Genomic DNA, 12,953 nt, shown 5'->3' on the forward strand with positions numbered 1-12,953 from the left:
CTCCAACGCATGACGACGATGAAGACCATCCGAGAAACGATACTCCTGGCGACCGTCCTGCTGGGCGCCGTCAGCGCGCGTGCGCAACAGGAAGTGATGGTGAGCCAGTACATGTTCAACCAGCTCTTCCTCAACCCGGCCTATGCCGGCAGCCACGGCTACGCGGGGGCCAGTCTGCTGCACCGCTCGCAATGGATGCAGGTGGAAGGCGCACCACGCACGAGCATGCTGGCCCTTGACGCACCGCTGATGCATGACAAGATGGGCGTAGGCTTCACCATCGCGCACGACCAGATCGGTGTGACGCGCGATCTGGACATGGCGGCGCAATACGCCTACCACATGCGGGTGGGCGCCAACAGCAAACTATCGCTGGGCCTCAAGGCCGGCGTGAGCCTCTATTCCGCCCGCCTGAGCGAACTGCTCTACTGGGACGTGAACGACCAGGTCTTCGCCGCGGACATCAGCAATGCCGTGGTGGGCAAGTTCGGCTTCGGCGCCTATTGGTATGATGCCACCAGCTATGTGGGGATCTCCGTGCCCAACATCCGGTCCGCCGATGGCGCGATCAGGTCGCAGGTGACCTCAGCGCTGGACCACTACTTCACGCAACACTACTACCTGCACGCCGGCAAGGTCTTCCCGCTGGGCGAGTACTTCGACATCAAGCCCAGCACATTGATCAAGTACATGCCCAACGCGCCGGTGCAGGCTGATGTGAACGTGAATGTGCTGTACAAGGAACGCGTGTGGCTGGGCGCGGGTTACCGCACAGGAGACGCCATCGTGGCCATGGCGGAGTACCAGATCAATCCTTTCCTGCGCATCGGCTACGCCTACGACATGACCACTTCACGCCTGCGCAACTACACCAGCGGCGGCCACGAGATCATGCTGGGCATGGACTTCGGCCGCGACCTGGTGCGCATCAAGACCCCACGCTACTTCTGATGCAGGATACCATGAAAAAGCTCCTCCTGATCCTTCCCGTGGCCCTGGTCCTGGGCTCCTGCACGCGCTATCACCTGGCCAGCGGCGACCGCGCGCATGACCGCATGGCCTACGCGCAGGCCACCCACCACTACGAGCGTGCCCTGGGCCGCATCGAGGACCGGGACGCCGCCCTGCGCGCCGCCGACGCATTCCAGCGCCAGCACCAGATGGGCCGCGCCGCACAATGGTTCGCCCACGCCGAAAGGATATCCGAGCTGCGCGGCCACGACGCATTGCGCTACGGCCAGGTGCTGCAGGGTCTTGGACGCAACGAACAGGCCACGCTCCTCTTCGAAAGGGCGCTCACCGATGACCCCGCGGACGCCATTGCGCTGGGTCTCTGGCAAGCCGCGGAGCGACGCCAGGAATTCTTCGTGGACACCACGCTCTTCACCTTGGATCCCTTGAACATCGAAGGCATGACCGGGGTTTTCGCGGTGGTGCCCCATCGCGATGGGATCGTCTTCGCCGGAGAGCGCGCGGCGAAAGCGGGACGCGGCAATCCCTGGAACGGCAACTCCTTCATCGACCTCTACACCGCGAAGCCCTTGAACGGTGGCGCTTGGTCACGGCCAGAGCCCTTGCCAGGAACAGTCAACGGACGATTCCACGACGGCCCGGCCGTGTTCAGCACGGATGGCCGCGAGATGTACTTCACCCGGAGCGATTACTACAAGTTCCGACTCAACAAGGATGAAGGCGCCACCAGTCACCTCAAGCTGTTCCGCGCGCAGCGCGATCCGAACGGGAACTGGGGCGAGATCCACCAATTCGCTTACAACACCCACGGCTACAGCACCGGCCACGCCGCGATGAGCACCGATGGCAACACGCTGTACTTCGTCAGTGATCGGCCAGGCGGTTACGGCGGTACGGACATCTATCGCTGCCAGCGACTGGAGGAAGGCTGGTCCGAACCGGTGAACCTCGGCCCTGTGGTGAATACGGCCGGCAATGAGATGTTCCCCACCATCAGCGGCGATTCGCTCTTCTTCTCCAGCGATGGCCATCCTGGCATCGGTGGTCTGGACATCTTCCTGACCACGCCGGTGGCCGACGGCTGGACCACGCCGGCGAACATGAACTACCCGATCAACAGCACCAGCGACGACTTCGCGCTGGTGATGTCGCCGGGTGGTACGGACGGCTACCTGAGCAGTGACCGCAGCGGCAGAGACAAGGCCTACACCTTCCAAGGGCATGAGCCCACCTTGGTCGTGCATGGCATCTTCTTGAACGATGAGACCGGCGAACCGATGCCCGATGTGGAGGTTCGGCTGCTGGACCTGACGACCGGCGAGGCGATGACCATGCTCACCGGGCCGGACGGCCACTATCGCTTCGACATGAAGAAGGACAGCGACTACCGGCTTTCCGGCAGCAAGAACGGCATGTTCACCGAGAGCCGCGACATCAGCACGCAGGGCCAGCGTGTGAGCCGAACCTGGACGGAGAACTTCGAGTTGAAGGAAGTGGTCATCGAGAAGCCCATCCTGGTGGAGAACATCTACTACGACTATGACCGCTGGGACATCCGTGCGGACGCCGCCGCCGAGCTGGACAAACTGGCGCGCATCTTCATCGACAACCCGAACCTGAGCTTCGAACTCAGTTCGCACACCGACAGCCGCGCGAGCGACCTGTACAATCTTGTGCTGAGCGAGGCACGGGCGAATAGCGCGGTGGACTACCTGATCCGCAAGGGCGTGGGGCCGGATCGCATCGTAGCGAAAGGCTACGGCGAACGCCGCCTGGTGAACCACTGCCGCGACGGGGTGGAATGCACCGAGGAGGAACACCAGGCCAACCGCCGCACGGAGTTCAAGGTGACGAAGGTGACGCCCTCACTGCCCTGATCAGGTGATCGCGGTGGCGGTCATCACTTGGCCATCAAGCGGCCGCCGGCACGTTTCACGGCCTGTTGGAAGGTGATGTCCTCCGCATGTCCAGTGGCCCAGGCGAGCACATCGAAATACTTCAGCACCAGGCTCTCGTTCGGGTCCTCGAACAGTTCGAGGAAGGTGTCGCGCAGGGACACGAAGAGGTTGCGCTTCACTTCGGGGTCCCCGGCACGGGCCAGCTTCTTGATGTGCTCGATGAGCGTGACCTCCACCTGATGCGCACGGTGGTGCTTGCTGAGGAAGCGTTGCGTGGAACGAACGATGTATTCCAGCAGGTCGTAGTTGCCCAGTTCGTAATGGACCACCAGGTTGAAGAGCCGCGCGTAAGTGAATATGTCCTGGCGCAGGGTGGGTTCATTGTCGTTGAGCACCTTGTTGAGCCAGAACAAGGCCTTGTTGAACTGCCCCGCGCCGAAATGGACACAGGCCAGCGCGAAATGGAATTCCAGTTCATGCTCCTTGTGGAGCCTTGGTCCGATCCGCTCCATGCCTTGCAGGATGTCATCCACCAGGGCCAGGGCCTTCTCATGGTCACCGGCACGGTCCAGCAGACGCAATTCACTCAGGTAGCTCGCCACAAAGACCTGGGTGTCGATGTTGATCCCGTGGAAGCCATTGGTACCCGGGAGGGATCGCATGACCTTGATGTCCGCGCGGGCCTTATCCAGATCGCGCAGTTCGATGCGCGCGTTGATGATGTAGTGCAGCGTGCGGATGTAGCGCTTGGGCAGGTCGGCCCGGATGTTCGCATGCTCGTCCAGGATGGCCCGCACGCGCTCGAACTTCTCCAGGCTGGTCTTCCAGTCACGCTTCGCCCAGTGGCAGAAGCCCTGCGTGTAGTAGCAGATGGTGGCCGCGCGGCGGGAAAGCGCCGTGTTCTTTCCTTTGATCAACGGATGCTCGCTGATCTCCTCCACCATGGCGTGTTCCTCGTCTGTGCGCACGTAACCGCCGCTGCGGAACACATAATTGATCTTCGAATAGAGCACGTGGTAGGCGGCCAGATTCTGTAACCGGTCGATCACATCGCGCTCCTCCTTGATCAGCGCGTCGAGGTCCTTGGTGAACTCGCCGCTCTCGTAGGCTTCCTCCAGGAGCATCTTCTCCCAGCTGAGCAATTCGAACCAGTAATAGAACCGTTCGTTCTCCCGGGCGATCCGCTTGGCACGGTGCAGCAGCTTGTTGCATTCGATATAGAGCGCTTTCTGGTAGAGGATCTCGATGTTCTTGATCTCCTGCTTCAGGATGCCGCTCACCGAACTCTCCGCATGGTAGGCGCGCAGGGCCTTCAGGATGAGCTTGTACAGATGGTTCTTCTCCGAGGGCAGATGCCGGATGAAGGTCTCCTTGGCGAACAGGCCCTTGAGGGCCTCCTCATCATAGGTCTTCTGCTTGTCGATCGCGTCGAAGATCCGCAGGTAGTTCTTGTCGCCCGATTGAAGCGCGGAGTGCAATTTGAAGAAGCGTTTCTCCGACTTGGTGAGCGACTTGATCAGGTCGAATAGTTCGGTACTGGGTTTCATGGCAGCGTGGACCAGGGCTTTGGATCCCAAGCCAGTTCTCCAAAGTTAGGGATCCAACAACCGGAAATGCCACCCATCCTCACCCGGCTATATTTGGTCGATGCTCCACTTGCCCTTCCCCATTCGATTGCTGCGCCCCCTGTTGATGTTGGCCCTCCTGGCCGGTGATATCGGGGCGCAGGCCCAGCACGACTGTCGCTCCACCAAGCAACACCTGCTTGGTGGCCAGGCCAAAGGCGGGGGGGGCGGCCTGTGGCCCTTCGAGATCCTGCACCAGCGCATCGATCTGGACCTGACCGTGCACAATACGCTGAAGGCCTCCTGCCTGGTGCGCACCACCCCACGCCAGCCAGGGCTTTCCATCGTACCGATGGACCTGCTGGCCCTCACCGTGGATTCCGTCTCTTCCCCCGCGGGACCCTTCGCCTTCACCCATGTGGGGGAAACGCTGGAGATCGACCTTGGCACCGAAGCCACACTTGGCGACACATTGGAATTCACGGTCCACTATCGTGGAAGTCCAGCCGTGGATCCCAGCGGCTTCGGGGGCTTCTATCTCACGGCCACGCACGCCTACAATCTTGGCGTGGCTTTCCAAAGCGTTCCCCACTCCTATGGCCGGGCCTGGTTCCCCTGCGTGGACAATTTCACCGAACGCAACAGCTACGAGTTCGTGGTGCGAACGGCCAATGGACGCAAAGCCTGGTGCAATGGATACCTGGTCTCTGAAACGGCCCTCGGCGGAGATACGCTGGTCCGGCATTGGCGCATCGATGAGACCATGCCCGCCTACCTCGCCTCGGTGGCCGCAAGCGACTACACCGTGGTGCGCGACACCTTTCCCAGCATCGGTGGCGGACCCATCCCGGTGGAACTGGTGGCGCGTGCGCCGGATACCACCAACATGAAAGCCTCCTTCATCAACCTGCGCGATGCCTTCGATGCCTTCGAGGACTGGTTCGGCCCATACCGTTGGAACAAGGTGGGCTACGTACTGACGCCGCAGGGTGCCATGGAGCACAGCACCAGCGTGCACTACCCTTCCTTCATCGCCAATGGCAATCTGCAATACGAGGACATCATGGCGCATGAACTGGCGCACCAGTGGTGGGGCGACCTGGTGACCTGCGACCGCGCCGAGGAGATGTGGATCAACGAGGGCTTCGCGGAGTACCTGAGCTTCCTTTTCGAGGAATGGGTCTACGGACCGGGAAAGTACCGGCAGTTGGTGAAGTCCAACCACCGGAAGATGGTCCACCGGGCACACCTGATCGACCAGGGCTGGTGGGCGCTCTCCGAGGTGCCGCAACAGTGGACGTACGGCGAGCATAGCTACAACAAGGGCGCGGACGCCTGTCACACGCTGCGAGGCTACCTCGGCGACGACCTCTTCCGCGCCGGACTCATGAGCTTCCTGCAAGCCCACGCCTTCCAGCCCGTGAACAGCGAGATGATGCGCGAACACCTGACGCAGGTGACCGGCTTGGACATGACCGACTTTTTCACCGACCGGATCCAGCGTCCCGGCTGGTCGTCCTTCGAGGTGGACTCCTTCTCGGTGGGAGTTCCCGGTGGCGGCATCTGGCCGGTGACCGTGCATGTGCAGCAGAAACTCCGTGGCCCTGCGCAATGGCACCACAACGTGCCGTTGCCTGTCACCTTCATGGATGACCAAGGCATGGTGTGGAGCACCCCGGATCCCGTGATGGTGGGCGGTGCGCAGGATAGCTTCACCCTGGACGCACCGATGCCGCCCACCACCGTGATACTCAACATCGACGACCGCATCAGCATGGCGGTGACCAGCGACATGGACACGCTGTTGACCCCGGGGATCCGATCATACAGCCATGCCGATCTGCGCCTCACAGTGACGAGCGTGCCCGGCCCGGTGCCCATCCGTTTGGAGGAGTATTGGGTGGCCGCCGATGAGGACCTGGAAGAACCCTGGACGTATGTGGCCTCGCCCGACCGTTGGTGGCGCATCGTGGGCAACATCCCGGAGGAGTCCGTGATCGTCGCACGCATCGACTACGACGGCCGAACCACCAACAGCGCCTCCTATGATGTGGGGCTGATGCAGGACCACGCTGGGGTGGCCTTCCATGAGGACAGCCTGGTACTGCTCTACCGGCCCGACCAACGCATGCCTTGGGGCTTGCACCCGAATTTCACGGTGAATCCCTTGGTGAGTCCCACGGACAAGTGGGGCCGCGTGGAATTCAGCCCAGTGAAGGCCGGCGAGTATGCGCTGGGTTTCCGCAAGGGCGTTGTGGGCATTCCCGAGACGGCCACGGACACGCGCCTGCGATGGTCCTTGCGGCCGAACCCCGTGGAAGACCATTTGACCGTGGAGTTGCTGGAGGGCGAGTTGCCTCCGGGCCTGTTGATGTTGCATGATGCACAGGGCAGGCTCGTGCGTGAGGTCCCCTGGCAGGGCGGGATCGTGACGATCCGATCGCAGGGACTCGCGGGCGGCGCCCACCAACTGAGCTATCGGCGGCAGACAGGTGCCAACACACCGATAGGGCGTGTGGTGATCGCGCGCTGATCAACCCACGTAGCGCAATCCACGGCCGGGATAGCGGGCCGCCGCACCAAGCTGCTCCTCAATGCGCAGCAACTGGTTGTATTTGGCGATGCGGTCGCTACGGCTGGCGCTACCGGTCTTGATCATGCCGCAGTTGAGCGCCACGGCCAGGTCGGCGATGGTGCTGTCCTCCGTTTCGCCGCTGCGGTGGCTCATGATGCTGGTATAGGCCGAGCGATGCGCCATGTCCACGGCCTCGATGGTCTCTGTGAGCGTGCCGATCTGGTTCACCTTGATGAGGATGCTGTTGGCGATGTCCTCATCGATGCCCTTCGCCAGACGCTGCGTATTGGTCACGAAGAGATCGTCGCCCACCAGTTGCACGCGATCGCCAATGGCCTCGGTCAACTTCCTCCAGCCATCCCAATCGTCCTCGGCCATGCCGTCCTCGATGCTCACGATCGGGTAGCGCTTGGACCAATCGGTCCACATGGTCACCAATTCTCCACTGGTGAGCACATCGCCGGTGCTCTCCAACGTGTAGCGCTTCTTCTCCACGTCATAGAACTCCGTGCTGGCGCAATCCAGCGCGAGCACGATATCATCGCCGGGCCTGTAGCCAGCCTGCTCGATGGCCTGCATCACCAGCTTCAAGGCCTCCTCATTGCTGGGCAGATCGGGCGCGAAGCCACCCTCGTCGCCCACATTGGTGGCCAGGCCCTTCTTCTTCAGCACCGTCTTCAGCGCGTGGAAGATCTCGGCGCCCATGCGGAGCCCATGCGCGAAGCTGGGCGCACCAACTGGCATGATCATGAACTCCTGCACGTCCACCTTGTTGTCGGCATGCGCCCCGCCATTGAGGATGTTCATTAGCGGCACGGGCAACATGCACGCGTTGACCCCGCCCACATAGCGGTACAAGGGCAGGTTGGCCTCACTGGCGGCACACTTGGCCACGGCCAAGCTCACGCCCAGAATGGCATTGGCGCCGAGGTTGGCCTTGTTGGGCGTGCCATCCAAGGCGATCAGCGCACGGTCCAACATCGCCTGATCGCTGACGAGCGCACCTTGCAGTTCCTTGTTCAAGGTCTCATTCACATGCTCCACGGCACGCTGCACACCCTTGCCCAGGTAGCGTTTCGCGTCGCCATCACGCAGTTCCACCGCCTCATGCGCACCGGTGCTGGCGCCGCTGGGCACAGCCGCACGACCCATGTGGCCGGTGTCCGCCCACACGTCCACCTCAATGGTGGGGTTGCCTCGTGAATCAAGGATCTCGCGTGCTTGGATCTTGGCGATGAGGCCCATTGCAGGAAGATTGAGGGTTGTCCCGGCCCTAGGCCCGGATGAAAGGTTGGTGATTGGCGGTCAGGCGCTCTGCGGCATTGGGCGGTCGGCGTGAACGTGCACCTTCATCAGGTCCACGAAGCGGTCGAAGAGGTAGCGGCTGTCGAGCGGGCCGGGGCCGGCCTCGGGGTGGTATTGCACGCTGAACACCGGCCGTGCCTTCAAGCGGATGCCCGCCACGCTGCCGTCGTTCAGATGCACATGGGTGATCTCCACCTGCGCATTGGCCTCCGCATCGCTGCGCTTCACCACGAACCCGTGGTTCTGCGAGGTGATCTCATCGCGGCCCGTGGTCAGGTCCTTGACGGGGTGGTTGATGCCGCGGTGGCCGTGGTGCATCTTCTCGGTGGCCATGCCCAGGCTCTCAGCCAGCAATTGATGACCCAGGCAGATGCCGAATACCGGTAGTCCTGTGGCCACCACTTCCTTCACCAACGCCACACTTGCGGACATGGCACCGGGGTCGCCGGGCCCATTGCTCAACAGGAACCCGTCGGGCTTCCAGGCGAGCATCTCTTCCAGCGCGGTGGCCATGGGGAAGACCCGCACACGGCAGCCACGTTCCAGTAGGCAGCGCTCGATGTTGCGCTTCACGCCGAAGTCCACCAATGCCACGCGGAAGGTGGCGTCGCTGTCACCCATTTCATAGGGTCCAGGCGTGCTCACCCGGCTGCTCAACTCCAGGCCTTCCATGCTCGGCGCTTCGGCGAGGCGGGCGCGCAGCTTGTCGATGTCCATTTCGGTGCTGCTGATCAATGCGTTCTGGGCGCCATGGTCACGGATGTGCCGCACCAGTTTGCGCGTATCCAGATCGCTGATGCCGGTGATGCCGGCGGCCAGCAGGTGGTCTTCCAAAGAGCCTGTGCCACCGGGGCGGCTCCACACGTGACTGTACTTCTTCACCACCAGCCCGGAGATGGTGACCTGGCCGCTCTCCTCCTCACCCTCTTTCACGCCGTAGTTGCCGATGTGGGGCGAGGCCATGACCATGATCTGGCCGGTGTAGCTGGGGTCCGTGAAGATCTCCTGGTAGCCGGTCATGCCGGTATTGAAGCAGATCTCCCCGGTGGTGATGCCCCTGGCGCCGATGGCCCTGCCCCGGAAAAGCGTTCCATCGGCGAGCAACAGGACGGCTTCGGGGCGGTGGCTGATGAGCATTGGTGGCGGCTGGTGGGTCAGGGTCAGGACTCGGGCGCGAAGATACCGGGACAGTGTCAGCACCAGGATGAAAGATCTTCCACAGGTGTTGAGAACGGCCCCGAAAGAAGAAGGGGCGCCTCCCGGCGCCCCCTCATGCTTGGATCATGGACGATGCGATCACGCGCTCTTGGCCTCCTCGCCACCTTCGGCGGCGGGCACTTCGGGCGCTTGGGCCTCAGGTGCGGCAGCGGCCTTGGCGCCTCCGCCACGGCGGCTGCGTCGTGTCTTCTTCGCCTCGGTGCCGGCGGCCTTCTCCTTGGTGTAGGTGGTATTGAAGTCCACCAGTTCGATCATGGCCATCTCGGCGGCATCGCCCAGGCGGTTGCCCAGCTTGATGATGCGCGTGTACCCTCCGGGACGCTCGGCGATCTTCGGGGCCACATCGCGGAAGAGGGCGGCGGTGGCGGTCTTGTTCTGCAACTCGCTGAAGACCACGCGGCGGCTGTGCGTGTTGTCGGCCTTGCTCTTGGTGATCAGTGGCTCCACGTAGCGACGCAGGGCGCGGGCCTTGGCCAGGGTGGTCTCGATGCGCTTGTGCTCGATCAACGAAATGGCCAGGTTGCTCAGCAACGCGTCGCGGTGGGCCTTCTTGCGGCCAAGGGCGTTGTTCTTGTTTCCGTGTCTCATGGCATTGTCTGTTGTCAGTTGTCAGTTGTCTGTTGCCAGGCTCCAGCAGTGCATTCACCGCCAACCGTCAACGGACAACCAGCAACCATCATTCCTTGTCCAACTTGTACTTGCTCACGTTCATCCCGAAGCTCAGGCCCTTGTTCTCCACCAGGTCCTCCAGTTCGGTGAGGCTCTTCTTGCCGAAGTTGCGGAACTTCAAGAGGTCGTTCTTGTTGTAGCTTACCAGATCGCCGAGGGTCTCGATGTCGGCGGCCTTCAAGCAGTTCAGCGCGCGCACGCTCAGGTCCATGTCCACCAGCTTGGTCTTGAGCAGTTGACGCATGTGCAGGCTGGTCTCATCGAATTCCTCCTCCTGCACACGCTCCTCCACCTCCAGGGAGATGCGCTCGTCGCTGAAGAGCATGAAGTGATGGATGAGGATCTTGGCGGCCTCCTGCAGGGCGTTCTTCGGCGTGATGCTGCCGTCGGTGGTCACCTCGATGGTGAGTTTCTCGTAGTCGGTCTTCTCCTCCACGCGGGTGTTCTCCACCTGGTAGCGCACATTCTTGATGGGCGTGTAGATGGAGTCGATGAAGATGGTGCCGATGGGGGCGCCCTCCACCTTGTTCTCATCGGCGGGCACATAGCCACGGCCCTTGCCCACGGTGAGTTCCACATGCAGCTTCACGTTGGACTCCATGTTGCAGATGACCAGCTCCGGGTTGAGCACCTGGAAACCGGTGGTGTGCTTGCCGATGTCGCCGGCGGTGAAGCCGTCCTTGCCGGACACGGTGAAGGAGACCTTCTCGGTGCTCACATCCTCCAGCTGGCGGCGGAAGCGCACCTGCTTGAGGTTGAGCACGATCTCGGTCATGTCCTCCATCACGCCCTTGATGGTGGTGAACTCATGGTCCACCCCGTCGATGCGCACCGAGGTGATGGCATGGCCCTCCAGGGAGGAGAGCAGGATGCGGCGCAGCGCATTGCCGATGGTGATGCCATAGCCGGGCTCCAGCGGGCGGAACTCGAAGGAGCCGCGCTTGTCGTCGGATTCGATCATCGTGACCTTGTCAGGGCGCTGGAATTCGAGGATGGGCATGGTTGGTGATCGTTGTTCGTTCTTGGTTTCGGTCGTCGTACGTCAGTCCTCCTGGGCGGTCCGTTCCCAGCGGCCTGACGACCACCGCTGGGACCGCATGGCTCTTACTTGCTGTACAATTCCACGATGAGCTGCTCGCGGATGTTCTCCGGGATCTGGGCGCGCTCGGGCATGGCCACGAACTTGCCGGTCATGGAGCCCTGCTCCCACACCAGCCAATCGAAGCGGTTGCTGTTGGTGGAGAGGCTGTTGGTGATGGACTCCAGCGAACGGCTCTTCTCGCGCACGGCCACGGTCTGTCCGGGGCGCAGGCTGTAGCTGGGCACGTTCACCACCTGGCCGTCCACGGTGATGTGGCCATGGCTCACCAGTTGACGGGCGGCGCGCCGCGTGGGGGCGATGCCCAGGCGGAACACGGTGTTGTCCAGACGCGCTTCGCAGAGCTGCAGCAGCACCTCGCCGGTGATGCCCTTCTTGCTGGCCGCGCGGTGGAACATGAGCTCGAACTGGCGCTCGAGCACGCCGTAGGTGTATTTCGCCTTCTGCTTCTCGCGCAGCTGCACGGCGTATTCGCTCTCCTTGCGGCGGCGGCGGGCATTGGGGCCATGCTGCCCGGGGGAGTGGGGCTTGCGCTCCATCCACTTGTCCGGGCCTAGGATGGCTTCGCCGAACTTGCGGGCGATGCGGGTCTTGGGTCCTGTGTAACGTGCCATTGTTCTTTCGTTGGTGCCGGATATCGCCGGCCCTTGTAGTTCGTTGTCAGACGCGGCGCTTCTTCGGCGGCCGGCAGCCGTTGTGTGGCATGGGGGTGATGTCCACGATCTCGGTCACCTCCACACCGCTGTTGTGCAGGGCACGGATGGCGCTCTCACGGCCGCTTCCGGGGCCTTTCACGAAGACCTTCACCTTGCGCAGGCCCAGTTCGTGCGCTTCGCGCGCGGCCTCTTCGGCGCTCACCTGGCCCGCATAGGGGGTGTTCTTCTTGCTGCCGCGGAAGCCCTGCTTGCCGGAAGAGGACCAGCTGATCACCTCTCCCTTGTTGTTGGTGAGGGAGATGATCAGGTTGTTGAAGGTGGCCCTGATGTGCGCCTGTCCATAGGCTTCCACCACGACCTTCTTCTTCTTCTTCTTGCCGGCGGCGGCTCCGCCTTTGCTGTCCTGCTTTGCCATTGTCTGTCAGGTGTCGGTTGTCCGTTGTCGGTTGTCAGTGGTCACCTACTGGCGACTGACAACAGGCAACTGCTTACTTGGTCGCTTTCTTCTTGTTGGCCACGGTCTTGCGCTTGCCCTTGCGGGTGCGGCTGTTGGTGCGGGTGCGCTGGCCGCGCACGGGCAGGCCCGAGCGGTGGCGCAGGCCCCTGTAGCTGCCGATGTCCATCAGGCGCTTGATGCTGAGCTGCACCTCGCTGCGCAGTGCACCCTCGGTCTTCACATGCTCGGTGATGTACTGGCGGATGCGGCCCTGCTCCTCATCGGTCCAGTCGTCCACCTTGGTGTCCGGGTCCACGTCCACCGCGCTGAGGATGTCCAGCGCGGCGCTGCGGCCGATGCCATAGATGTACGTGAGGCCGATGCAGCCTCGCTTGTTCTTGGGTAGGTCTATGCCTGCTATGCGTGCCATGCTCTTGCGGTCTTAACCCTGACGTTGCTTGAACTTCGGGTTCTTCTTGTTGATGATGTACAGACGCCCCTTGCGGCGGACGATCTTGCAGTCCGCGGAGCGTGGTTTGAGGGAGGCCCTGACCTTCATG

General features: G+C 62.4%; 12 protein-coding genes. 3 read left to right on the forward strand and 9 right to left on the reverse strand.

The window, feature by feature from the left end; all coding sequences use genetic code 11:
* Positions 1–9 precede the first annotated feature (9 nt).
* Positions 10–951, forward strand: a complete 942-nt coding sequence (locus tag KIT10_08220) for a type IX secretion system membrane protein PorP/SprF (GenBank protein MCW5899243.1) — start codon at positions 10–12, stop codon at positions 949–951.
* Between the two features lie 11 nt (positions 952–962).
* Positions 963–2,849: an OmpA family protein gene (locus KIT10_08225; GenBank protein MCW5899244.1), complete on the forward strand. Its 1,887-nt coding sequence runs from the start codon at positions 963–965 to the stop codon at positions 2,847–2,849.
* Between the two features lie 23 nt (positions 2,850–2,872).
* Here KIT10_08225 and KIT10_08230 read toward each other — a convergent pair whose 3' ends face one another.
* Positions 2,873–4,417 (reverse strand): hypothetical protein, encoded by a 1,545-nt coding sequence (locus tag KIT10_08230; protein MCW5899245.1) that lies wholly within the window; start codon positions 4,415–4,417, stop codon positions 2,873–2,875.
* 100 nt (positions 4,418–4,517) lie between these two features.
* Here KIT10_08230 and KIT10_08235 point away from each other — a divergent pair, with 100 nt between their 5' ends.
* Positions 4,518–6,968 (forward strand): M1 family metallopeptidase, encoded by a 2,451-nt coding sequence (locus tag KIT10_08235; GenBank protein ID MCW5899246.1) that lies wholly within the window; start codon positions 4,518–4,520, stop codon positions 6,966–6,968.
* On the opposite strand, the gene eno is transcribed toward KIT10_08235, so the two are convergent.
* From eno to ykgO, 8 genes are all read right to left on the reverse strand, one after another.
* Positions 6,969–8,255, reverse strand: coding sequence for a phosphopyruvate hydratase (gene eno / locus KIT10_08240; protein ID MCW5899247.1), 1,287 nt, complete (start codon positions 8,253–8,255; stop codon positions 6,969–6,971).
* A gap of 60 nt (positions 8,256–8,315) precedes the next feature.
* Complete coding sequence (carA, locus tag KIT10_08245; GenBank protein MCW5899248.1) at positions 8,316–9,452, reverse strand: glutamine-hydrolyzing carbamoyl-phosphate synthase small subunit; 1,137 nt, start codon at positions 9,450–9,452, stop codon at positions 8,316–8,318.
* A gap of 159 nt (positions 9,453–9,611) precedes the next feature.
* Positions 9,612–10,121 (reverse strand): 50S ribosomal protein L17, encoded by a 510-nt coding sequence (rplQ, locus tag KIT10_08250; protein MCW5899249.1) that lies wholly within the window; start codon positions 10,119–10,121, stop codon positions 9,612–9,614.
* 88 nt (positions 10,122–10,209) lie between these two features.
* Complete coding sequence (locus tag KIT10_08255) at positions 10,210–11,202, reverse strand: DNA-directed RNA polymerase subunit alpha (GenBank protein MCW5899250.1); 993 nt, start codon at positions 11,200–11,202, stop codon at positions 10,210–10,212.
* A gap of 104 nt (positions 11,203–11,306) precedes the next feature.
* Positions 11,307–11,915, reverse strand: a complete 609-nt coding sequence (rpsD, locus tag KIT10_08260; GenBank protein MCW5899251.1) for a 30S ribosomal protein S4 — start codon at positions 11,913–11,915, stop codon at positions 11,307–11,309.
* Positions 11,916–11,961: 46 nt separating this feature from the next.
* On the reverse strand, positions 11,962–12,372 hold the full coding sequence (gene rpsK, locus KIT10_08265; protein ID MCW5899252.1) for a 30S ribosomal protein S11: 411 nt from the start codon (positions 12,370–12,372) through the stop codon (positions 11,962–11,964).
* Positions 12,373–12,445: 73 nt separating this feature from the next.
* Positions 12,446–12,823 (reverse strand): 30S ribosomal protein S13, encoded by a 378-nt coding sequence (gene rpsM, locus KIT10_08270; GenBank protein ID MCW5899253.1) that lies wholly within the window; start codon positions 12,821–12,823, stop codon positions 12,446–12,448.
* Between the two features lie 12 nt (positions 12,824–12,835).
* A complete protein-coding gene (gene ykgO / locus KIT10_08275; protein ID MCW5899254.1) occupies positions 12,836–12,952 on the reverse strand; it encodes a type B 50S ribosomal protein L36 in 117 nt (38 codons plus the stop codon).
* Position 12,953 lies beyond the last annotated feature (1 nt).

Source organism: Flavobacteriales bacterium (assembly GCA_026129465.1).
Classification (GTDB): domain Bacteria; phylum Bacteroidota; class Bacteroidia; order Flavobacteriales_F; family PHOS-HE28; genus PHOS-HE28.

Bases quoted from the DNA above. Each gene is read 5' to 3' on its own strand.
- eno (MCW5899247.1), bottom strand. From the start codon at position 8,255: ATGGGCCTCATCGCCAAGATCCAAGCACGCGAGATCCTTGATTCACGA.
- rpsM (MCW5899253.1), bottom strand. From the start codon at position 12,823: ATGGCACGCATAGCAGGCATAGACCTACCCAAGAACAAGCGAGGCTGC.
- KIT10_08225 (MCW5899244.1), top strand. From the start codon at position 963: ATGAAAAAGCTCCTCCTGATCCTTCCCGTGGCCCTGGTCCTGGGCTCC.
- KIT10_08255 (MCW5899250.1), bottom strand. From the start codon at position 11,202: ATGCCCATCCTCGAATTCCAGCGCCCTGACAAGGTCACGATGATCGAA.
- KIT10_08220 (MCW5899243.1), top strand. From the start codon at position 10: ATGACGACGATGAAGACCATCCGAGAAACGATACTCCTGGCGACCGTC.
- rplQ (MCW5899249.1), bottom strand. From the start codon at position 10,121: ATGAGACACGGAAACAAGAACAACGCCCTTGGCCGCAAGAAGGCCCAC.
- ykgO (MCW5899254.1), bottom strand. From the start codon at position 12,952: ATGAAGGTCAGGGCCTCCCTCAAACCACGCTCCGCGGACTGCAAGATC.
- KIT10_08235 (MCW5899246.1), top strand. From the start codon at position 4,518: ATGCTCCACTTGCCCTTCCCCATTCGATTGCTGCGCCCCCTGTTGATG.
- rpsD (MCW5899251.1), bottom strand. From the start codon at position 11,915: ATGGCACGTTACACAGGACCCAAGACCCGCATCGCCCGCAAGTTCGGC.
- KIT10_08230 (MCW5899245.1), bottom strand. From the start codon at position 4,417: ATGAAACCCAGTACCGAACTATTCGACCTGATCAAGTCGCTCACCAAG.
- carA (MCW5899248.1), bottom strand. From the start codon at position 9,452: ATGCTCATCAGCCACCGCCCCGAAGCCGTCCTGTTGCTCGCCGATGGA.
- rpsK (MCW5899252.1), bottom strand. From the start codon at position 12,372: ATGGCAAAGCAGGACAGCAAAGGCGGAGCCGCCGCCGGCAAGAAGAAG.